General features: G+C 71.1%; 23 protein-coding genes and 1 tRNA gene. 7 read left to right on the top strand and 17 right to left on the bottom strand.

Annotated elements, in window-relative coordinates; all coding sequences use genetic code 11:
• Position 1: 1 nt before the first annotated feature.
• Positions 2 to 145: a hypothetical protein gene (locus AB0E14_RS10780; protein ID WP_362414758.1), complete on the top strand. Its 144-nt coding sequence runs from the start codon at positions 2 to 4 to the stop codon at positions 143 to 145.
• 126 nt (positions 146 to 271) lie between these two features.
• On the opposite strand, the gene AB0E14_RS10775 is transcribed toward AB0E14_RS10780, so the two are convergent.
• The 12 genes from AB0E14_RS10775 to AB0E14_RS10720 form a co-directional block, all read right to left on the bottom strand.
• On the bottom strand, positions 272 to 1,450 hold the full coding sequence (locus AB0E14_RS10775; protein ID WP_362414756.1) for a site-specific integrase: 1,179 nt from the start codon (positions 1,448 to 1,450) through the stop codon (positions 272 to 274).
• Positions 1,450 to 1,659 (bottom strand): excisionase family DNA-binding protein, encoded by a 210-nt coding sequence (locus AB0E14_RS10770; RefSeq protein ID WP_362414754.1) that lies wholly within the window; start codon positions 1,657 to 1,659, stop codon positions 1,450 to 1,452. The genes AB0E14_RS10775 and AB0E14_RS10770 overlap by 1 nt, the downstream gene beginning before the upstream one ends.
• 2 nt (positions 1,660 to 1,661) lie before the next feature.
• Positions 1,662 to 3,068, bottom strand: coding sequence for a replication initiator protein RepSA (gene repSA / locus AB0E14_RS10765; RefSeq protein WP_362414752.1), 1,407 nt, complete (start codon positions 3,066 to 3,068; stop codon positions 1,662 to 1,664).
• A 5-nt stretch (positions 3,069 to 3,073) separates the two neighbouring features.
• A complete protein-coding gene (locus AB0E14_RS10760; RefSeq protein ID WP_362414750.1) occupies positions 3,074 to 3,256 on the bottom strand; it encodes a hypothetical protein in 183 nt (60 codons plus the stop codon).
• A gap of 92 nt (positions 3,257 to 3,348) precedes the next feature.
• The gene (locus AB0E14_RS10755) at positions 3,349 to 3,894 is read right to left on the bottom strand and encodes a GGDEF domain-containing protein (protein ID WP_362414748.1); all 546 of its coding nucleotides are present in this window, start codon (positions 3,892 to 3,894) and stop codon (positions 3,349 to 3,351) included.
• A 5-nt stretch (positions 3,895 to 3,899) separates the two neighbouring features.
• The gene (locus tag AB0E14_RS10750) at positions 3,900 to 4,220 is read right to left on the bottom strand and encodes a SpdD-like protein (protein WP_362414747.1); all 321 of its coding nucleotides are present in this window, start codon (positions 4,218 to 4,220) and stop codon (positions 3,900 to 3,902) included.
• Positions 4,221 to 4,231: 11 nt separating this feature from the next.
• Positions 4,232 to 4,390 carry a hypothetical protein gene (locus AB0E14_RS10745; protein WP_362414746.1) on the bottom strand — a complete coding sequence of 53 codons (159 nt, stop codon included), beginning with the start codon at positions 4,388 to 4,390 and terminating at the stop codon, positions 4,232 to 4,234.
• 19 nt (positions 4,391 to 4,409) lie between these two features.
• Positions 4,410 to 4,601, bottom strand: a complete 192-nt coding sequence (locus tag AB0E14_RS10740) for a mobile element transfer protein (protein ID WP_362414744.1) — start codon at positions 4,599 to 4,601, stop codon at positions 4,410 to 4,412.
• A 13-nt stretch (positions 4,602 to 4,614) separates the two neighbouring features.
• Entirely contained in the window at positions 4,615 to 5,313 is a 699-nt protein-coding gene (locus tag AB0E14_RS10735; RefSeq protein WP_362414742.1) for a DUF2637 domain-containing protein, read from the bottom strand.
• Positions 5,314 to 5,388: 75 nt separating this feature from the next.
• Positions 5,389 to 5,553, bottom strand: coding sequence for a hypothetical protein (locus AB0E14_RS10730; RefSeq protein ID WP_362414740.1), 165 nt, complete (start codon positions 5,551 to 5,553; stop codon positions 5,389 to 5,391).
• A gap of 88 nt (positions 5,554 to 5,641) precedes the next feature.
• Entirely contained in the window at positions 5,642 to 7,003 is a 1,362-nt protein-coding gene (locus AB0E14_RS10725) for an FtsK/SpoIIIE domain-containing protein (RefSeq protein ID WP_362414738.1), read from the bottom strand.
• A gap of 2 nt (positions 7,004 to 7,005) precedes the next feature.
• Complete coding sequence (locus AB0E14_RS10720; protein ID WP_362414736.1) at positions 7,006 to 7,335, bottom strand: hypothetical protein; 330 nt, start codon at positions 7,333 to 7,335, stop codon at positions 7,006 to 7,008.
• A 157-nt stretch (positions 7,336 to 7,492) separates the two neighbouring features.
• On the opposite strand from AB0E14_RS10720, the gene AB0E14_RS10715 reads away from it, so the two are divergent.
• A complete protein-coding gene (locus AB0E14_RS10715; RefSeq protein WP_362414734.1) occupies positions 7,493 to 8,338 on the top strand; it encodes a sigma-70 family RNA polymerase sigma factor in 846 nt (281 codons plus the stop codon).
• Between the two features lies 1 nt (position 8,339).
• Positions 8,340 to 9,152, top strand: a complete 813-nt coding sequence (locus tag AB0E14_RS10710) for a protein phosphatase 2C domain-containing protein (protein WP_362414732.1) — start codon at positions 8,340 to 8,342, stop codon at positions 9,150 to 9,152.
• Positions 9,153 to 10,138: 986 nt separating this feature from the next.
• On the opposite strand, the gene AB0E14_RS10705 is transcribed toward AB0E14_RS10710, so the two are convergent.
• The 3 genes from AB0E14_RS10705 to AB0E14_RS10695 form a co-directional block, all read right to left on the bottom strand.
• Positions 10,139 to 10,570 carry an SMI1/KNR4 family protein gene (locus AB0E14_RS10705; RefSeq protein ID WP_362414730.1) on the bottom strand — a complete coding sequence of 144 codons (432 nt, stop codon included), beginning with the start codon at positions 10,568 to 10,570 and terminating at the stop codon, positions 10,139 to 10,141.
• A 163-nt stretch (positions 10,571 to 10,733) separates the two neighbouring features.
• Positions 10,734 to 10,823 (bottom strand) — tRNA-Ser (locus AB0E14_RS10700).
• 45 nt (positions 10,824 to 10,868) lie between these two features.
• Entirely contained in the window at positions 10,869 to 12,353 is a 1,485-nt protein-coding gene (locus tag AB0E14_RS10695) for a trypsin-like peptidase domain-containing protein (RefSeq protein ID WP_362414728.1), read from the bottom strand.
• A gap of 185 nt (positions 12,354 to 12,538) precedes the next feature.
• On the opposite strand from AB0E14_RS10695, the gene AB0E14_RS10690 reads away from it, so the two are divergent.
• The 3 genes from AB0E14_RS10690 to AB0E14_RS10680 all read left to right on the top strand — a co-directional run bounded on the left by AB0E14_RS10690 (position 12,539) and on the right by AB0E14_RS10680 (position 15,307).
• A complete protein-coding gene (locus AB0E14_RS10690; RefSeq protein ID WP_362414726.1) occupies positions 12,539 to 13,372 on the top strand; it encodes a glycerophosphodiester phosphodiesterase in 834 nt (277 codons plus the stop codon).
• Positions 13,373 to 13,479: 107 nt separating this feature from the next.
• Entirely contained in the window at positions 13,480 to 14,082 is a 603-nt protein-coding gene (locus AB0E14_RS10685) for an ATP-binding protein (protein WP_362414724.1), read from the top strand.
• Between the two features lie 256 nt (positions 14,083 to 14,338).
• Positions 14,339 to 15,307 carry a DUF5926 family protein gene (locus tag AB0E14_RS10680; protein ID WP_362414722.1) on the top strand — a complete coding sequence of 323 codons (969 nt, stop codon included), beginning with the start codon at positions 14,339 to 14,341 and terminating at the stop codon, positions 15,305 to 15,307.
• Positions 15,308 to 15,527: 220 nt separating this feature from the next.
• Here the strand turns inward: AB0E14_RS10680 and AB0E14_RS10675 are convergent, their stop codons facing one another.
• Both AB0E14_RS10675 and AB0E14_RS10670 read right to left on the bottom strand, forming a co-directional pair.
• Entirely contained in the window at positions 15,528 to 16,304 is a 777-nt protein-coding gene (locus tag AB0E14_RS10675; protein WP_362414720.1) for a hypothetical protein, read from the bottom strand.
• 154 nt (positions 16,305 to 16,458) lie between these two features.
• Positions 16,459 to 17,139, bottom strand: a complete 681-nt coding sequence (locus AB0E14_RS10670) for a bifunctional DNA primase/polymerase (RefSeq protein ID WP_362414718.1) — start codon at positions 17,137 to 17,139, stop codon at positions 16,459 to 16,461.
• A 382-nt stretch (positions 17,140 to 17,521) separates the two neighbouring features.
• Between AB0E14_RS10670 and AB0E14_RS10665 the strand changes: the two genes are divergently transcribed.
• Positions 17,522 to 19,186, top strand: a complete 1,665-nt coding sequence (locus AB0E14_RS10665; protein WP_362414716.1) for a PP2C family protein-serine/threonine phosphatase — start codon at positions 17,522 to 17,524, stop codon at positions 19,184 to 19,186.
• Positions 19,187 to 19,294: the final 108 nt, after the last annotated feature.

Genomic DNA, 19,294 nt, shown 5'->3' with positions numbered 1-19,294 from the left:
ATTGAAGAAAAGCCCGGCCGGAACCTGGGAGCTGTACGGCCGGAACACCGACCTCGACCGCTTCGCCACGCTCGCCGGCCTCGCCGACCCCCGCGCCGTCCACCAGCCACCGGCCACCGGGCACCGGCAGCGGAACGGCCCCTGACCGATGTACCTGGTCAGGGGCCGTTCCGTCTGGCGGTGGGTGTGGGATTTGAACCCACGGTGACTCGCGCCACGACGGTTTTCAAGACCTTTCGGCGATCAAGGCCAACCGGCGCTCCGCCGCAGGTCAGAGGCGTGCAGGGACACCAGCGGAGCCGTCGTCACCGTCGTCGTGCCCTCTACGTGCCCTATCGGCATCCGTGTGCCCCTCCAGCCAGGCATCGGAGGCGGTTGCCACTTCGGCGTCCCGCCCGGCGACAGGACGGGCGTAGTGCCGGGTGGTCACGCTGGCGTTCGAGTGGCCGAGGCGGTGAGCGGCAGTCATGACGCCGTACCGATCGGCGACCCACGTCCCGTGCGAGGCCCGAAGGTCATGCGGGGTCACGTCGGTCAGGCCAGCCGCGGTGACTGCCGGGTCGAAGTGCGCCTTGCGCCACTGGTTGTAGCGCAGTGGCCGGCCGGACCGGTTCGTGAACAGCAGAGCTTCGTCACCTCCCGGCAGCGAGCAGAGGTAGGCGCCGAGCCGCTTCGCGAGCGAGGGCGCCAGCGTCAGGACGCGCTTCTGATGCGACTTAGGGGTGTCGAAGACCAGCGTCCCGTTCGCCTCGGCGAGGTTCTCGTCCACGACCAGGAGGCAAGCAGCCACGTCGACGTCCATGCGACGGAGCGCGAACGCCTCCCCCACCCGGAGGCCCGCGAAGGCGAGCAGGGCGATCAGGAGGTCGTGCGGCTTCTCGGCCAAGCGGACGATCCTGGACGCCTCCACCTGCGTGAGGATGTGCGGCTCGGTCTGCGGCATCCGGGGCAGGCGCACACCACGGCAGGGAGTCTGCGCGATCAGGTCGTTGTCGACAGCCGAGGCCATGACCTGCGACAGCACCCGGTACGCCTGCCGGATGCGCGAGGAGCTGAGCCCGGCGCCCTTCATGTCCGCGACCCACTCAGTCACCGTGATCGGCCGCAGGCTGGACAGCTCCCGGTCGCCGAGCGCGGGGTTGATCCGGGAGTTGATCAGCGACCGGTACGTCGCCTGGGTCTTGTGCTTGAGCTGCGGAGCGACGGCGGCGAGCCAGCGAGCCGACCAGTCCCGGACGGTGGTCGCCCCCTCGGCCGGATCGATCCATCGGCCGTCTTCGATCTCCACGCGCTTCTTCGCGAGCCAGAGATCCGCGTCGGTCGAGGTGGCGAACGTCCGGTCTGCAGGCCGCAGCAGCCCATCAGGCCCGGGGTAGCGAGCCTGGTAGCGCCCGGAGGGCAGCTTGCGCACGCGCCCGAAACTACGGCGCGCCTTCCGCTTACGAGCCACTACGCAGCCCTCCTAAGCGCGGCAGGCCGAAGCGTCATCGGCTCCACGGTGTTGGCAACGACGAAGGCCGTGACGGCGCTCTCGGGGATGCGGACGTGTCGGCCGACCTTGACGAAGGTGATCCGGCGCTCCTCGATGAGCCGCCGGGGAAACCGGGCGGTGGTACCGAGGAGTTCGGCCACTTGGGTCACGCTCAGCAGTCGATCCATGGTCACCACTCCCCCTGGGTGTTGTCGGCTTCGAGTTCGGCACGGATCTCACGTGCGTGCTCACGTTGGTGCTGAAGGTCCCGGCGGACGTTGGCGGCGAGCCAGGACTCACCGGGGGTGGCCCCGTGGCCGGCGTAGGCCCAGTGGGCGACGACGAGGACGGTGGCCTCGGGGTGTTCGTCGGGGTCGGGCAGGCCAAGTGCAGCGCGTTGTTGGGCGGCGCGGTAGTCGGCGCGGACCTGGCGTAAGGCGCCGAGGGTGGTGGAGTAGCGGCGGGACTTGGTGGAGAAGTGGCCGCGGAAGCCGAGCATGTGAGCCCAGGCCCGAAGGCGCCGGTCGGGGTATGCGGGGTCGAGGTCCATGCAGGCTTCCATGAGGCGCCGGGGATGGTCGGGGACGCCGAGGAGGACGAGCGCTTCCTTGTTGCCGACCGGGTGGTCGACGGTGCCGGTCGTTTCGGCGGCCTTGGTCGCGTACTTGGCGACGTAGGCAGCGACCGCCTGTTCGGTCAGGTCCTCGCCGTTCCCGAAGGCGCCGATGGGCTGGACGTCCAGCTGCGTGCCCCACTGAAGGACCCAGTCCTTCACGTAGCCGTGGTCCTCGTTGGCGGGGACGACGACGCGGACGCGGGTGGCTGCGGCCCGGATGGCGTCGGTCAGGAGGTCGAGGGTGGCCCATGCCGGGGGCGGGGTGTCAGGGCCGTCCGGTCCGTCGAATCGGACGACGGCGTGGAAGTGGACGGCGCCGCGCTTCTGATACTCGGCGACCTTCCCGAAGGAGACCCGCGACTGCTCACGGGCGGCCTTCTGCGTGAGGCCGGCACGGGCAGCGACCTCGCGGCGGAGGTAGATCGTGAAGTAGCGCCACAGCTCGGAGGCGTGGTTGTTCCACAGCACCGCGCCCGCGTAGTCGTACGTGAACGGGTCGAGCGGAGTGCCGAGTTCGGGCGCGTCCTCGGGGTGCTGGACGCCGCATCGGCACGGCCGGGTCCCGGGGCGGTTGTGGACGGGGCCGAAGGAGGGGGCGGTGAGGGTGGCGAACACGCGGGGGTGGTCGCGGATCGTGTCGGGGGTGCCCTTGTCCGGGGCGCCGACGAGTCCGGCGCGGATCAGGTGGTAGGTGTCGCCCGCGTAGGTCCAGGCGCAGGCCGGGCAGCGGGAGGCCCGCCGGTTGCCGCAGGCGACCCGCAGAACTCCGCCCGGCTCGTTGTCGGTGGTGTAGGCGTGGAGGACGGTCTTGGTGGCCGGGTCGAGGAGCTTGGAGCCGCCGGACAGCCGGATGGGGGAAGCGCATCCCCCGGTGCGGCGGATCTGTTCGTGGAGGCGGTCGAAGCCGGGGGACCCGGCCACCCGGAGCAGATCACTCAGGGTGGCCGGGTCCAGGCCCGCCGCGGTGGCGGTGTCGGTCAAGGTGGTCACTTCCCGGCGCGGACGAGGGCGGCGGGGATGGTGCGGGTGCCGGTGCCCTTGCAGGCCGGGCAGGTGGCCGGCAGGGTCCGGCGGCGTCCGCCCTGGGTGGTGGTGCCGGTGGTGATGTGGACGACGGGGAAGCCGTCGCAGTGCGAGCACACGCGGGCGGTCGAGGTCTGGGGCATCATGAGCTGTCCCTTTCGGGTCCGGTGGATCAGGAGGGGGTTGAAGGCGCCCGGGGCGGCGGAAGTTTGGCGACCGAGGCCGCTCCGGGGGCCGCTCAGTGTGTGTTGCGCCTGCCGTGACCCTTGGCCGCGTACATCGACGCGTCAGCGGCAGAGAGGGCGTCGGTGAGGGTCGCCACCGGCAGGTGGTCGGGCGCGCAGTGGCCGACCGAGGCCGAGACCCGCAGGACGTGGCCCTGGTGGGTGACCGGCTGGTCCAGCGCGGCCCAGAGGTCGAGGAGGTCGGCAGCACCGTGGTTGGTGATGATGGCGGCGAACTCGTCTCCGCCGAGGCGGGCGGCGATGCCGTGGTGTCCGCACCAGTTGCTCAGCCGTTGGGCGGTGGCGGTGAGGACCGCGTCTCCGGCGGCGTGGCCGTGGGTGTCGTTGATGGCCTTGAAGTCGTCGAGGTCGACCAGGAGAACGAGCGCACCGGGGTGCTTGGCGATGAGACGTTCGGCGCGGGCGGTCCATCCGGCGCGGGTGTGCAGGCCGGTCAGCGGGTCGCGGCGGGCGGTGGCCAGGCGGCGGACGAGCATGCTGCTGTGCAGGGCCCAGCCGAGGGCCGGTAAGCCCGCGGCCGCGATGGTCTGCGTGTCCACGAGGGTTACCGGCCCTTCTGCATGTCGCGGACCAGCAGCCGCAGGACGACCGCGATCACGGCGACGGAGACGCCGGTGATGGCGACCGCCAGGAGCAGCGAGACCACAACGGCGCCGACGACCAGGACCACCGCGCCACCGCCGGCGGCGAGGGCGACAGCGCTGCCGGGGGTGAGCTGGACCGACGTGCGGGCCGGGGTGGCCGGGGCCGGGGTGTGGTCGTGGTGGCAGGCAGTCGACTCGATGGCGGTGTTCGGGGTGGGCTGGACGGGCGGGGTGACGATGCCGGTCGGGAGAGGGTTGACCGGGACGTGCGGTCGGAGCATGGCGGTTCTCCCTACTTGGTGATCGCGGTGTCGATGGCGGGGGCGAGGACGCTGTCGGCAAGGAGGTAGCCGCCGAGGAGGATCACGGCGACGAGCCACCAGGGCGGGCGGATGAGCTTGATGCCGAGGGCGCCGACGACGATCAGGGCGAGCCAGAGCGGAACGTCCATGACGCGGTCTCCTTCGCGGTTAGCGGGGCTGGCAGCGGTGGGTGCGGGCGGCGAGCTGGGCGGCGGACTGGTTGGAGTAGTCGGCGGACCAGCCGCAGCCGTCGGCGGTGCAGGCCGCGGTGTGCTTGGTGCGGCCGTGGCGGTCGCGCCGGGTGCCGATCTGCACCGGGCCGATCCGCATCACGGAGTGGAAGTGATCGCGAGCGGGCATCAGGTGCTCTCCTTCAGGCGAGTTGGGCGGCGATGGCATCGGCCATCACGGGCGGGACACCGAGGCGGGCGCGCAGGGTGTCGGCGTCGATCGGCGAGCCAGTACGGGCGTGGTGTTCGTCGGCGAGCTTCCGGGCGTGGGTGACCAGGGCGGGCGGTACGGCAACGGCAGGCGGCGCGGGTGCCTGGGTCGGCGTCAGCTCAGGCTCAGCGGCGGTCAGAGCAGGCGCAGCCACGGGCTCGGGCTCCAGAGAGGCCGCGTCGTCGCGGTCGATGACTGCCTCGACAGCCGCAGGCTCGGCGTCGTCCGTGGTGGTAGTTGGAGGATCGGTCGCGGGTGTCGGGGTGTGGACGAGGAGCGTGCCGCCGAGGAAGGCCAGGGCGGGCCATCCGGCGACGAGGATCCGTAGCCAGCCGGGCACGTCGCCCAGATCGAGGAGTCCAGCGGTGGCCACGTTCGCGCCCAGCGACGCTGCCAGCGCCACGGCGAACCAAGTCCAGGCCGAGCGGGCAGAGGCACCGGCAGCCCGCAGGGTCCGCAGTCGGTGCCAGGCGGCGACGAGCAGGAGATCGACGGAGACGGGGTAGGCCCAGGCTTTCCAGCCGGTCTGTCCGGCGGCTGCGGCGAGGTCGTGGAGGTGGGCGAAGGACAGGGCCCCGGCGATCACGGCCTGTACGAGGACGGCGTCCATGCGGATCGGCGAGCGCTTCATGGGGTTCCTCCTTCCAGGTGGTTGGGGCCGGGACGGGGCGGGGCACGGGTTGGCCGGCCGCCCGGTCCCAGCGGGTCAGGTGGTGGGCTCGCCGGTGCCGAAGCAGGAGAGGCAGAGCGCGGCCTGACGGTGGTCGGTGGCGCGGCGCTTGCGGGCGCCGACCTGGACGGTTTCGGCGGTCTCTCCGGTGCCCTTGCAGTCCGGGCACTTCTTCGGCGCGGGCTTCCTGCGAGCGGCCATAGCGGACGCTTCCTTCCGGTATCGGGCATGGGCGGGGTAGGGACATGGCGCGGATGCGGTCACGCCGACCGTGGGGCGGGGGGTGTGGTTAGGCCGGGGCCGGGGCGGTTTCGACCGTCGGGGCCGGGACCTTGACCAGGCTCGGGAGGGCGGGCCGGAAGGCGTCCAGCGCAGGGATCTCCGGGGTGCGGTGTGCGTGGGCGTTCGCGATGTTCACGGCCCGGCGGAGGGTGAGGTGCGGGGTTCGGATGCGGACCCAGCCGCCGGAGGAGTCACCGGCGACGGCGGTGCCGGGCCGGTCGGTACGGATCTGGATCGTGGCGAGGACCGCGTCCGGGGCGATGTCGCCGAAGGCCATGTTCGCCGAGGTCTCGTCGTTGACGCGGTGGGCGGTACGGCCTGTGAGCTGGGCGCGGAGCATCGTGATGCCCTTGCCGAGTTCGGAGCCGAATCGCTGTCCGCAGATCTCCAGGTTGATGCCGGCGGCGCGGCCGAGCTGGGCGAGGCGGACCAGGGCGGTGATGATCCGGTCGCGGCGCTTTTCTTCCTCCTTCGTGGCGAACAGTGCGAGTTCGGCGACTTCGTCGACCACGAGGACGATCGGGGTCGGGCGCAGGTGGTCGGGGAGGTCCCAGATGTCGGCGGTGATCTCCGCGTCCGGGACGTCGGCGCTCAGCCGTTGTTCGCGGCGGATGAGTTGGTAGACGTCGGCCATGTGCTCGACGAGTGCGTCGAGGAGTTCGGCGGCGGAGTCGGGGTTGTCGGCCAGGGCGGTGAACCGGCGCGCGAGCGGCGCGAGTTCAACCCCCTGCTTGCAGTCGATCCCGACCAGCGCGACATCCATCGTGGCGAGGCCGGCGACGAGGTTGCGCTGATAGACCGACTTTCCGGACTGCGTGGCACCGACGTTCAGCGCGTGCGGGCTCTGCCGGTAGTCGCGGTAGTAGACCTCCCCGTCCTCCCGCATCGCGACCGGAACTCGCATCACCCCACCACCCGCAGCAGCGGGCATCTGGACGCGCTTGAGAATGTCGTAGCCGGTCATCCGCAGTTCGACCACACCCGACTTGATCTCCCGAGCGGTGACGTTCTGCATGACGAACGAGTGCCGAAGCCGGTCCGACGCGGCGGAGAAGTCGAACGCGTCCTGACCGGCCCGGAGCTTCACCCGCAGGACCAGACCGGTCCGCGTCGGCCTCAGCCGCAGAATCCGAGGAGCCCGTGGCTCAGGGGCCGGGCGGTTCGTCATCCGGGCGAGGGCGAGGCGGAAGCGGGACGGCGGGACCGTCAGCCCGCACGCGTCCATGACCGAGGAGTACCGGACCAGGACCCGGACCGTGGCGAACAGGATGCCGAAGGTCATCCAGTACCAGGCCGGACGCTGCCACCGCAGCACCAGCGCGACCGTGGTGACCAGCGCCAGCGCGACCGATAACGCGGTCCAGTTCATGGTCAGGCCCCGGCCGTGAGGGCGACCGCGCGGAACGAGATGCCGTGCCGGGTCTGGCCGTTGAACGTGTTCTCCCAGTCCCGGGCCTTGAGCCCGATCACCGACACCGGCATACCCGGCGCCAGACCCTCGGGGAGACCGGTCACCGGAACGGTCACCTGGTAGAGGTTGCCGTCTCCCTCGTCCGAGATCAGCAGGCCCACCGTGGACAGATCGGCGCCGGTCTCCCGGTCGACGGCACGCTCACCGGTCTGCTTGCTCACGAGCTTCGGAGTCGGGGCGGTCGCAACGAACACCACGGCGGTCGAAAGGTCGATCTTGAAGGACGGCATGTCCACTCTCCCGGTAAGGGGGGCTTAACAGCCCGAGCGTCGAACCCCCACTCCGTTAAGGGGGGGTTACCACCTAAGATGCACGCGACTGGTGCGAGGTGTCAAGCCCCCCTTAGCATGTTGGGTATGAAGACAGTCCCCCGTCCGTTTCCGCGAGGTGCCCGCCGTGATTGACGAAGTGCGGCACGTCGCCGCCATGCAAGATCACGCGCTCCGCGTGAAGGCCGCAGTGGACCTCATGGGGGAGCTTCAGGCCGCCGTCGTAGAGACCTCGCGCATGCGGAAGGAGAGCATTGCTTGGCTCCGTGATCACGGGCACTCGATGGCGGATGTGGCGAAGCTGATGGGCGTCAGCCGGGCACGCGTGGCGCAGCTCCGTGACGCCGGCCCGCCGCCCGAGCGAGCGTTCCTTGGCACCCAGGACGTACAGGTACTCGTCCCGATGCGTCCGGGAGAGCGGGACTACGTGGCGCTCGAAGACAGCTCCACAGGTCAGAAGCTGCTCGCACTGGCACATCAGCTCCAGCTCGAAGGAGACCTGGGCTACATCCCGACCTCAGGCGAGATCGACCTCGACCACGACGACCTCATCGTCGTCTGCGGACCCAAGACGTCGCCCGTCACCGCCGAAGCTCTGGGCAACGACCCGCGGTTGGCCTTCGAGACCCTGCCCGATGGACGCTGGGCTCTGATCGAGCGGGAAAGCGGCACCGTTCACACCTCGCCCACCGACAGCCCAGAAGACCCGACGTCCACGGACATCGCCTATCTCGGCCGACTGCCGAGGCCCGACGGGCAGGGGACGTTCCTCCTGATCGCGGGCGTTCACGCTGTGGGGTCGTTGGGTGTGGCCCACTTCCTCGCTGAGAACATCGCGAGCGTCTACAAGGAGGCGGGCACCGCCCCGTTCTCCATGGTGATCACGGCTGACTACGAGCCGGGAACCAAGGCGATCACCGGCAGCCGAGCCCTGAGCGATGTCCTGATCCACGAGGCCGCCTGACGTGTTCGTACGCAAGGCCAGTCGCGCGCGACCCCGTGGGGCGAACGAGGACTTCGTACTCTCCAGCCCCGGTGCCGTCGTGGTCTTGGATGGGGCCGGCATGGCGCCCGGCATGGAGTCCGGGTGCAAGCACGGAGTCGCCTGGTACGTACAGGAGCTGGGCACCCGCCTCCATGCCGAGGCTGCCCGGCAGGAGTCCCCTCTTACCGACTGCTTGGCCATGGCCATCGAGTCCACGGCTGCTCTGCACAGGGGCTCATGTGCTGTCGATGATCCGCTCTCGCCATCCGCGACGGTGGGCATCGTCCGGGCACAAGGTGATCGCTTCGAATGGCTGGTCCTGGGAGACTGCACGCTCCTCGTGGACAGCAACGGCATCGTCGCGGCTACGACGGACGACCGCCTTGCCCTCGTGGCACAGCAAGCCCGCGAGGCTCTTTCAGGGGCGACTCCTGGCTCAGCAGCGCGGAGAGCAGCCCATCAGGCGCTCGTCAGTGAGGAACGCAGCATGCGCAACACGCCCGGCGGGTACTGGGTAGCAGCGGCCGACCCGGCAGCAGCAAGCCGGGCACTCACCGGCGTGCAGAGCACATCTGATGTCCACACGGGCGCCCTACTGACCGACGGTGCGGCGCGACTCGTGACCACGTTCCATGCGGCGGATTGGCGGGGGTACATGGATCTCCTCGCCCGTAACGGCCCCGACTACGTGATCCGGCAGGTTCGTGAAGCGGAGCGATCTGACCCCGATCTCAGCCGATGGCCCCGGAGCAAGCAGTACGACGACGCGACGATTGCGTACATCCACCCGTAGGGGAGCGGGGAGCTGTTACAGGTTTCTCTACCTCATCAAGGCACCCGCCGCGCACAGCGCGGCGCGCGCGGCCCGTCGCCCGGGCCTGCGCTCCTGTCTACGCCCCGCTCCAGCCCGGCCGCCGTCCGCACGCCTGACAGCTTGGGTTGATGGGCAGCAGAAGCGGGCCTTCAAGCACGGCAGCCGTCACATGGCATGCGTAGCCACGAGCGTTGCCGACTGCGGCGGAGACGGGCGGCCAAAGACGGCTAGCAGCGGGGGAGGGGTGGCCTCTTGCGCATGGCCGGCCGACTGCCGGGCTGAGTGGGGCGGAGCGCCGTACCCCCGTCGTCACGGATGACGGGAGCGTGAGGCGACCGCACCACCGGGAATGGGCGGGCGGGGAGCAGCTGCTGCCGCGATGCGGCGGGGGCCGGTGTGGTCGCTCCGCGTCGGTCTGGGTCTCGTTGTGGCTGATGAGCGTGTCGCTCAAAGACAGGACCGAGTTTCTCCTCACGTGCAAGCAATGCACACGCGGAGGTCAGCCGAGAGGAACACCGTGCGCGCTCGATCGGGACCCAGAATCATCGCCATTCGAATCTGTTCATCACCTGCATCACGGAGGGCATCGACCACCTCTGCGACCCCTGTCGTCGGCGGGATACCAGCCTCCCTCAGCCCTTCGAGGCGCCAAGACCATGTGTCCCAAAGCCTCTGAGCGGACACGGTTCTTCCCCCCGCTCCGAGCAACTCGAATTTGGCCCCACCAAGTAGTACGGCGCGGGCTTCACGCGCCCAGGCGCCGCTATGCGAAGCGAGGGCTGCGGCCAACTGTTCACGAGTCACGGCACCAGGGTCTCGTGCCCCTGGTGTGCCCGATCGAGCGGGGGCGAGGAGGGAACCAGGGGGAACACCAGCAGCAAAGGCGCTCCGCCGCAGGTCAACGTATCCGCAGCTCAGCGGGCACCTGCATACGGGGTCTTCCAAACCAGGGACGTGGACGGTGGCTACCGGTACCAGTCGCCATCGCCCGCGAGGGCGCGGTGCAGGTAGTCCTCCAGCTCGTTTGCAGCCCACAGCCGACTGTCATCCTCGTGGTCCCAGACGAAAATGTCCGGACGCTCCGGCGTCAGCACGAAGGCGAACTGGTCGCCCCCACCGTTGTCGCCGAAGAACAGCAGAGGGTCGAAGGGCATGTACAGGCCTGGGAACGTATCGGGGGACCAGAACAGCAGGTTCTGCTCCACAATCCGATCCAGGGACCAGACGACGTCCTTCCCGTACTCGCCGACGATCCCATTTGTCTCGGTCAGGACAGCAGTCAGTTGCGCCGGCAAGCCTCGGCCAAGTCGCCGTTCCGCCTCGGCTAGAGCCGTCGCGTCAACGGGTGCCCTGAACTCGACGCCGGGCAAGGCTTCGGCAGCGGCTTCCTTCCACATAGGCGCAGCTTAGGCCGAAGGGCTGGCCGCCCCGCAACGGGCTCGGTGGCCGTGCCCCTCGCGTGCCCGATCTAGCGGGAACTGACGGGGAACCAAGGTGATCGACGCGCAACAGCGCGAGAACGGCCCCTGACCGTCGATCCTGGTCAGAGGCCGTTTCACCTGGCGGTGGGTGTGGGATTTGAACCCACGGTGACATCGCTGCCACGACGGTTTTCAAGACCGTTCCCTTAGGCCGCTCGGGCAACCCACCCCGCGCCGGGTCCCGTTCGGGTGGCGCGGGGGACAGCCTAGCCGGTCAGTTGTCGCCCGTGCGTTCGCCGAGGGTGACCGTGGTCGTGGTCGGCTTGCCGTCGCGCTCGTAGGTGAGCTTGATCGTGTCGCCGGACTTGTGGGTCCAGATCTCGCTGATCAGCGTCGGGCCGCTGTCGATCTGGCGGTCGCCGAGCGCGGTGATCACATCGCCGGGCTTCAGGCCCGCCTTCGCCGCCGGGCCGTTCGGGGTGATCGCCGGGGTGCCGCCCGCGCCCTCCTGGGCGATCGTGGCGCCCTCGCCCTTGTCGGTCATGTTCACCGTCGCGCCGATCACCGGGTACACCGGCTTGCCCGTCTTGATCAGCTGCTCGGCCACGTTCCTGGCCTGGTTGACCGGGATGGCGAAGCCGAGGCCGATCGAGCCCGCCTGGGACTGGCCGAAGCCGTTGCCCGTCGACTGGATCGCCGAGTTGATGCCGATCACCGCGCCGCTCGCGTCGAGGAGCGGGCCGCCGGAGTTGCCCGGGTTGATCGAGGCGTCCGTCTGCAGGGCGCTCATGTACGAGTTGTTGCCGCCGGATCCGTCGCCCGAGGCGACCGGGCGGTTCTTGGCGCTGATGATGCCCGTCGTCACCGTGTTGGACAGGCCGAAGGGGGCGCCGATCGCGATCGTCGAGTCGCCCACGGCCACCTTGTCCGAGTCGCCCAGCGGGAGCGGAGCCAGCCCGTCCGGCGCCTTCTTCAGCTTCAGGACGGCCACGTCGTAGCCCTCCGCCCGGCCGACGACCTCCGCGTCGTACGTCTTGCCGTTCGAGAACGTCGCCGAGAGCGTGCCGCCCTCCGCCGCCGACGCCACCACGTGGTTGTTGGTGACGATGTGGCCTTCCTTGTCGTAGACGAAGCCGGTGCCGGTGCCGCCCTCGCCCTCACTGTCACCACCGCCGCCGCTGCCACCGGACTTCGCCTGGATGGTCACCACGCTCGGCAGTGCCTTGTTGGCCACCGCAGCGACCGTGCCCGGGTCGCGCTTGAAGGACGCCGGGGAGTCGCCCGCGGAGACCGTCGTCGAGCTGATGCCGTCGTCGCCGCGCTCAGCCGCCCAGTAGCCGATGCCGCCACCCACACCGCCGGCCACGAGAGCCGCCACGAGGACCGCCGCGACCAGGCCGCCGGTCCGCTTGCGCGGAGCGGAGGGCTCCGGGACGGGCGGGACCGACGCGCCCCAGGCCGGCACGGCCGGGGGCGGCGGAGGCCAGCCGCCCGCACCGGCCGCGGCCGGTGCGGCCGGTGCGTGAGCGCCGGCCGCCGGCGCCTGAGCCTGCGCGTGAGCAGGGGACTGCGCCTGCGCGTCGGGCTGCGCCTGGTCGTGGACCTGCGGCTGCACCTGCGTCGGCTGATCCGACCTCGGGAGGTCCGCCGGGGGCGCGGTGGGCGGCGCCGTGGGTGCCGGAGGCGTAGGAGGGGCGGGAGGGACGGACGGGGCACTCGGGTCCGCCGGAACCTCGGTGCCCTCGTTCTCGGTGCTCACGGCTCTCTCCTCGTTCACTGCGGTTCACTGCGCGGGTGGATGCCTCGCAAGGTGCTGCGAACAGCTTTTCCCACGGGACGTCAGGCCACTGTAAGGCGGAGCTGTGCGTCTGCGTCCCATTCTTTATTTACGGACAGAACGGACGCGACCCCGTGGGTCCGCTCCGCCAATGGCACCATGACGCGGTGACCCACGCACGGCAGCACCCTCGGCCGCATCCGAACTCCACCCCCGTCCAGGTGGTCGCCCACCGCGGGGCCTCCGAAGAAGCCCCCGAGCACACGCTCGCCGCCTATGTGAAGGCCATCGAGTACGGCGCCGACGCCCTTGAGTGCGATGTCCGGCTCACCGCCGACGGCCACCTCGTCTGCGTCCACGACCGGCGCGTCGACCGCACCTCCAACGGCCGCGGCGCCGTCTCCGCCCTGGAGCTCGCGGACCTCGCCGCCCTCGACTTCGGTACCTGGAAGGGGCGCGAGGAGGCGGGCGAGAGCCCGGACTGGAAGGACCCCGGGCTCACCTCCGTACTGACCCTCGAACGCCTCCTGGAGCTGGTCTCGGACGCCGGGCGCCGCGTGGAACTGGCCATCGAGACCAAGCACCCCACCCGCTGGGCGGGTCAGGTCGAGGAACGGCTGCTGCACCTGCTCAAGAGGTTCGGACTCGCGGAGCCCGCGAGCCCCGAGGAGTCTCCCGTACGGGTCATGAGCTTCTCGGCGCGCTCCCTGCACCGGATCGCCGCCGCCGCGCCGACGCTGCCCACCGTCTCGCTCTCGCAGTTCGTCAGCCCGCGACTGCGCGACGGCAGGCTGCCGGCGGGCGCGGTCATCGCCGGACCGTCGATCCGGATCGTCCGCCACCACCCGGCCGTGATCCTCCGCCTCCAGAAGGCCGGACATCAGGTCCATGTATGGACGGTGGACGAGCCGGAGGACGTCGAACTCTGCGTGCGGCTCGGCGTGGACGCGATCATCACCAACCGGCCCCAGCAGGTGCTGTCCCAGTTGGGCCGTCTTTGACCCCCTCTCCGCCCCCTTCGCGGGCCCCTTCCGCCCCCTCCGCCCCACCCGTCTCCTGACTTACAGGGAGTGCACCGGCGCGTTCGGTCCGTACTCGATCGTCACGAGTGCGTCACCGCACGCTCATGGGGCGGTTTCCGGTCCAGGCCATTGGGGCATCCACACCGTGGCGTGGGGCAAAGGAGGTCTCGGGGGTGGCGTTGGTGGTGGCACAGGAGGTGCCCACGTCGTCGAGCATGGCCGTACCCCATGGCCCTGCGGGCGTGGGTGAAGCGAGACACCGTATGCGGGAGCAGTTGATCCGCAGCGGGATGTCCGAGTCGGTCGTCGACGACGCGGTACTGATCCTTTCCGAACTGCTCAGCAATGCCTGCCGGCACGGCAGGCCGCTGGGGCGCGCCGACGTGGGCGACGGAGACGTCCGCGCGGCCTGGCGCGTCGATCCGTCCGGTGGGCTGACGGTGGAGGTGACGGACGGCGGTGGTCCGACCCGGCCCGTTCCGTCGACGCCCTCGGTCACCGCGCGCGGTGGTCGTGGGCTGAACATCATCAGCGCCCTGGCCCAGGACTGGGGCGTGCGCGACAGTGCGTCGGGCGAGGTGACGGTCTGGGTGCTGGTCACCGAGGGCCATCGCCGCGAGGACTTCGCCGCGCGGGTCGGCGGCGGCTCGGGCTTCGAGTTCCTGGACGCGTACGAAGACCTGGATTGAGACCACCCCGGATCGGGGCGACAGCGTGCGCCTCGATCCCCGACCGGACGACCGCCCCGGCGCGCCCCGTTCGACACGGGGACGGCGCCCCCCGGCACGGGGACCGCGCCCCCGGCGCGCGAACCGCGCTCCGGGCGGGGAACGTCCCCGCTTGAGCCCCTCGGCACTCCCGTACGGCTAGGCTCGCCCGACACAGAGCCGTGCACCACGTGCGGCCCTGCACCACAGCACTGCCGCGATCGGGAGAAGCCACACCATGGCCAAGAAGCGCCCCCAGACGAAGGCCGCCAAGGCACAGGTCACGAACGGGGAGATCCCGGTCGTCGGTGCGCGCGAGCCGTGCCCCTGCGGGTCGGGCCGCCGCTACAAGGCGTGCCACGGCCGCGCCGCCGCGCACGCCGTGACCGAGCTGGTCCAGCGTCCCTTCGAGGGGCTGCCCGGCGAGTGCGACTGGGTCGCGCTGCGCGAGCTGGTGCCCGCCGCCACCGTCCCGCTCACGCTGAAGGACGGCCTCCCCGAGGGCGTCCCGTCCGTGACGCTCGCGACCGTGCTGCCCATGGCATGGCCCGCACTCCGCCGCGACGACGGCTCCGTCCTCCTCGCCCTCCAGAACGACTCCTCCTCCGGCGACCTCGCCCGCGACCTCGCCGACACGCTGCTGCGCGCCCTGGAGACGGAGCCGGGCTCCCCGGTCACCCCGCGCCGCGTACCGGCCGAAGGGCCGCGCCTGCAGGATCTGCTCGACCCGAACAGCGATTTCTCGCCGGTCGTGCACACGGGCTTCGAATTCTGGATTCCGGAGTCCGCCGACAACTCCAACCCCGAGGTCACCGCCTCCCTGGAGCGCGCCAACGCCGCCGCGATCCCCACGGTCAAGCTGACCGGCGTGGATTCCTCGTACTGGTGCGAGACCCCGGACAAGAACCACCTGCGCTGGGTCATGCCGCACCCCGAGGAGAAGCTCCTCGACGCGCTCGCCCGGCTCCAGGCCGCCGGCACGTCCTCCCTGGGCGAGAACACCCGGCTCGTCGGCTCCTTCCGGGCCCACGGCCTCATGGTCCCCGTCTGGGACCTGCCGACGTCGATGAGCGCCGAGGACTGCGAGAAGCCCGCGGCCGAGTTCGCCGAGCGGCTGGCCGCGGCGCTGGCCTCCGACGCCCCGCTCACCCCCGAGGAGCGGCGGGCGCGCGGCGGCCTCACCAACCGCCAGGTCACGCTCAGCTGATAGGCGTGGTGCGTGCGGTGACGGTGTGAACTGACAGACCGACCAGTCGGTGACATCCGCCACAACTCCCTGTGCGGTCAGGTAAATCCCTGTCCGAATAACCGAGATCGAATTTGCGAACCGCAGATCTCTTGTTACCGTTCTAGAAGCCCGGTCGCTGGTGCATCCCCCGTCGCCAGCGATCGGGTCTTCTCATGCCCGGACGGAGTTATCCGGAATCTCAACTTCCGCCCGCACCGGCCGTGTTGCTCCCGGCTCGGAGCAGCAGAGGCGTGCTTGATCCCTCTCCCGCACCCGCGAATTCCGCGACGGCCGAATATGCCGAGACCGCGCCCCGCGCACGCTCCCTGGGCGTCTCGCACACCCCCGGTTCATCACGCGCGACAACGGCACATCGCACTTGTACGGTCCGCCCGGCAGGCCCCATCAGGGTGAGTACCGCGTCGAGCCGCTGGCCGCCGGCGTTGCGGTAGTACGTACGTCCCCAGGTGTCGGGGCCCTCCGTGAGCACACAGGTCTGCGCCTCGATCCCGTCGGGAGAGGTCAGTTCCGGGCCACAGTGCGCGCTGCGGGCGGGAACCGGGGAGGAAGCCCCGGGGGCGCCCAGGAGCGCGCTCGGGGGCGCGGAGTCCCGTGCGCCCCCCGATCCGTCCCGCACACCGGCTTCCGCACCCGCCTCCGCGCCCGATGCCGAACCGGGTGCCGCGCCGCGGTCCGCGCCGGGGCCCGCGGCGCCGGGGTCCGAACCGCGCGCCGTGCCGGAGTCCGCGCCGGAGTCCGATCCCGCCTGCCGCCCCCGCTCCGCCCCGGCCCCCGACCCGCCGACGCCGAGGCCCGGCAGCAGACCGCCGTCCGCACGCCCGCCCGCGCCACCGTCCGCCCGCGGCTTGGAGTCACCGTCGCGCCCGGGGCCGGACGCCGGGCCCGCGAGGGCCACGAGCGGCAGGAGCGTGGCACACGCCACGACGGCCCCGAGCCCGATCATGCGGAGATTCATGGGACCCACCTGCCCGGCTGGCTACGACGCTTCGTGAACGGTCCGCCGAAGATATCGGCGGACCGGCGGCGCATCGTGCGCCGCGCGCCCGTTTCCCTGACAAGTCGGGCGGCCTCACACCCGTATGGGTGAGGCCGAACGCCCCGGCGCCCCGTCAGTAGGAGAGTCTGCTGCCGCCCCCGGGCGCGCCCGTGCCGGCCTCGACCAGGGCGTCCACGACCGCCTCGACGTCCGGCAGCCAGGGCCGGGCCGATCCTTCCAGCGGGGCGCGCTCCCAGCGCACCTGGCCCGTCCCCGCGACCGACGGAGGCAGCAGCAGATAGCCGCCGTCTCCGTGGAACCGCAGCGAACTGGGCACGCTGTCCTTCGCGTACAGCAGGTCGCCGAGCTGTTCGAGCCCGTACGGCGCGACCAGCAGCGACCAGCGCGTGGGCGTCGCCACCACCGGACCGAGCCGCATGCCCATCGCGTCGAGGGCGGCCAGGGCGCGCGCCCCCGCGACCGCCGGGAGGCTGACCGCGCAGGGCGCGCCACCTCCGGTGGCCAGGACGACCGGGGCGTCCGGGCGCCGGGTCCACCACCAGCGGATCATGCGCTCGTCGGTGGTGGCCGCGAGCAGTCCGGGGTCGAAGGGGTGCGCGCCGGGGACGACACACCCGGGGTCGGGGCAGGCGCAGCCGGCCCCTCTGGACGTGCGGGTCGTCGCCTTGAGCCCGACACCCGGCAGGACGGGCCAGCCCCACTCGGTGGCGCAGACGAGCGCCGCGTCGAGCTGGACGGTCCTTTCCCTGCGCCGAAGCCGGAACCTGCGTCGCCTTCCGAGGATCTCGCGCATGAGCGCTCGTTCCTTTCCGTTGAACGCCGAATCCACATCACACCATGTGCAGATCACTTCACCGTGCGTAGCAGCGCGTACAAGGTCGGCGGGTCACCGCCCCGTGCGGTGGGGCGGGAGGGGCCGAGCTGAGGCTCGTCGTCCACTAGAGGGGGCGCGGCCTGCGGCGGTGAGGACGCCCAGGCACCCTGCCAGGTTCCGGGGCTGTTCCAACTGCCCCTGGCCATCACCGATTACGTACCCATCACGTTCAAATCAACGCGCTTTCAAACGACGCCAGTCGACCGCAAATGGTGCACCGAGGGGGCAATTTTCAGCCAACTTGGCCTGCACTTCAACCCTTCTGCCAAACCCCACGGACACCACAAGTCCCGTGGGGACAATGCTGGACATCGCTCCTCTTGTGCGTGTACATGTGGATGCATTGCTAGCGGCGCAGATTGACATGGGGGTTTGCGATGCTATTGAGCGAAACGCACCCGTCGGAAAGCCGTCCGACATGAGCGCCCCACACCTGCCGAAAGTGGCTGGAATCGATTCCACGGTTCCCTCGCCCGCGCACACTACCGCGCCCGCCGCGCCCGTGAACCCCTCCGCGGCGGCTCTTCCGGGCATCCCCGGCGCGCTGATCCAGGACCGGCTGGCCGGCTGGGTCTCCGACCTCACCACGCTCCACGAACTCACCGAACGCCTGATCAAGACCGGTTCGCTCGACGAAGCACTGCGCGAGGTGCTGCGCGCCGGAGCCGCCCTCGTCGGCGCGCGCCGCGGCATGGCGGTCTTCGAGCCGGCCGACGGACGCGGCCCCGCGTCCACCATCGGGCTCGGGCTCGCCCACGCCGAGCTCGGCACGATCGAGACGGTTCCGCGCAGCGTCACCTCCTACGGCCGCATCCTCGACGGCCTCCCGGAACCGACCGGGTCACCGGCCGGGTCGCGGACCGGGCCACCGACCGGGTCGAGGTCGCCGGGCGCCCCCGCCGACCCACTGAGCACCCCCGGCTCCACCGAGGCCCGCCCCGGCACCCTCGCCGGTACCGCTGCCATCCCCGACCCCATCGCCGTCCCCGACCTGCTCAGCGAGCCCGAGCTCGACCCGCGTCACCGCGAGGTCGCCGCACGGCTCGGGTACGCCGCCAGCTACGCGCTGCCCCTCGCCACCGAGGCCGCCGGCAAGCTCGGGGCCGTCGTCTGGCTCTACGACGAGCCCGCCGAACCCGTCGAGCGCCAGCGCGATCTCGTCGGTCTCTACGGGCGCTACGCCACCGAGCACCTCGCCCGTCTCCTGGATCTCGAGCGCGCCCGCGTCCAGGTCGCCACCGTCGCCGAGGAGTTGCTGCCCAGCCGCCTCCCCCGCGTACCCGGCGTCCAGCTCGCCGCCCGCCACCGCACCGGCCCCCAGGGCGGTGGCGACTGGTACGACGCCCTGCCGCTGCCCGAGGGCGCCCTGGGCCTCGCCGTCGGCTCCGTCTCCGGGACCGGCCCGAGCGCGCTCGCCGCGATGGGCCGGCTCCGCGCCTCCCTGCGGGCGTACGCGGTCATGGAGGGCGAGGACCCGGTCGCCGTCCTGTCCGACCTGGAACTCCTGCTCCGGCTCACCGAGCCGGCCCGCTCGGCCACGGCGCTCTTCGCGTACTCCGAGCCCAAGCAGCGCAAGCTCGTCCTCGCCGGGGCGGGCCACACGCCGCCGCTGATCATCGGCGAGCACCGGACCGAGTTCGTCGAGACCTCGCTGTCGGCGCCGCTCGGCATGCTCGCCTGCTGGGAGGCACCGAGCGTCGAGATCGCTCCCGCCCCCGGAGAAACGGTGCTGCTCTACACCGACGGGCTGCTCCGCCGGACCGGCGACCCCATGGACCGGGCCTTCGCCCGGCTGCACGCCGCCGCGGCGAGCGTCCCGAAGGCGGACCGTACGGACCCCGGAGCCGTCGCCGACCACATCCTGCGCACGCTGCTGCCCGAGGGACCGGGCGGTGGCGGCGACGCTGCCGTGGGTGTGGATGTCGACGGAGAGGACGTGGTCCTGCTCGCGGCCCGCTTCGAGTGAGACGGGACCATCTCACACACCGCAGGCAGTGCGGACATTCCAGATGCTTCTGGCACTTCGACCGCTTCGCGTGAGCTGTGCGTGACGCTGCGCTGACGGGTCTTCCGG

It is taken from the genome of Streptomyces sp. NPDC047981 (assembly GCF_040653315.1).
GTDB lineage: Bacteria > Actinomycetota > Actinomycetes > Streptomycetales > Streptomycetaceae > Streptomyces.
This window is presented reverse-complemented; position numbering and strand designations above follow the sequence as displayed.

Bases quoted from the DNA above. Each gene is read 5' to 3' on its own strand.
- AB0E14_RS10705 (WP_362414730.1), bottom strand. From the start codon at position 10,570: ATGTGGAAGGAAGCCGCTGCCGAAGCCTTGCCCGGCGTCGAGTTCAGG.
- AB0E14_RS10730 (WP_362414740.1), bottom strand. From the start codon at position 5,553: ATGGCCGCTCGCAGGAAGCCCGCGCCGAAGAAGTGCCCGGACTGCAAG.
- AB0E14_RS10735 (WP_362414742.1), bottom strand. From the start codon at position 5,313: ATGAAGCGCTCGCCGATCCGCATGGACGCCGTCCTCGTACAGGCCGTG.
- AB0E14_RS10770 (WP_362414754.1), bottom strand. From the start codon at position 1,659: ATGGATCGACTGCTGAGCGTGACCCAAGTGGCCGAACTCCTCGGTACC.
- AB0E14_RS10670 (WP_362414718.1), bottom strand. From the start codon at position 17,139: ATGCGCGAGATCCTCGGAAGGCGACGCAGGTTCCGGCTTCGGCGCAGG.
- AB0E14_RS10680 (WP_362414722.1), top strand. From the start codon at position 14,339: ATGGCCAAGAAGCGCCCCCAGACGAAGGCCGCCAAGGCACAGGTCACG.
- AB0E14_RS10745 (WP_362414746.1), bottom strand. From the start codon at position 4,390: ATGGACGTTCCGCTCTGGCTCGCCCTGATCGTCGTCGGCGCCCTCGGC.
- AB0E14_RS10665 (WP_362414716.1), top strand. From the start codon at position 17,522: ATGCTGGACATCGCTCCTCTTGTGCGTGTACATGTGGATGCATTGCTA.
- AB0E14_RS10725 (WP_362414738.1), bottom strand. From the start codon at position 7,003: ATGAACTGGACCGCGTTATCGGTCGCGCTGGCGCTGGTCACCACGGTC.
- AB0E14_RS10750 (WP_362414747.1), bottom strand. From the start codon at position 4,220: ATGCTCCGACCGCACGTCCCGGTCAACCCTCTCCCGACCGGCATCGTC.
- AB0E14_RS10720 (WP_362414736.1), bottom strand. From the start codon at position 7,335: ATGCCGTCCTTCAAGATCGACCTTTCGACCGCCGTGGTGTTCGTTGCG.
- AB0E14_RS10760 (WP_362414750.1), bottom strand. From the start codon at position 3,256: ATGATGCCCCAGACCTCGACCGCCCGCGTGTGCTCGCACTGCGACGGC.
- AB0E14_RS10740 (WP_362414744.1), bottom strand. From the start codon at position 4,601: ATGCCCGCTCGCGATCACTTCCACTCCGTGATGCGGATCGGCCCGGTG.
- AB0E14_RS10675 (WP_362414720.1), bottom strand. From the start codon at position 16,304: ATGAATCTCCGCATGATCGGGCTCGGGGCCGTCGTGGCGTGTGCCACG.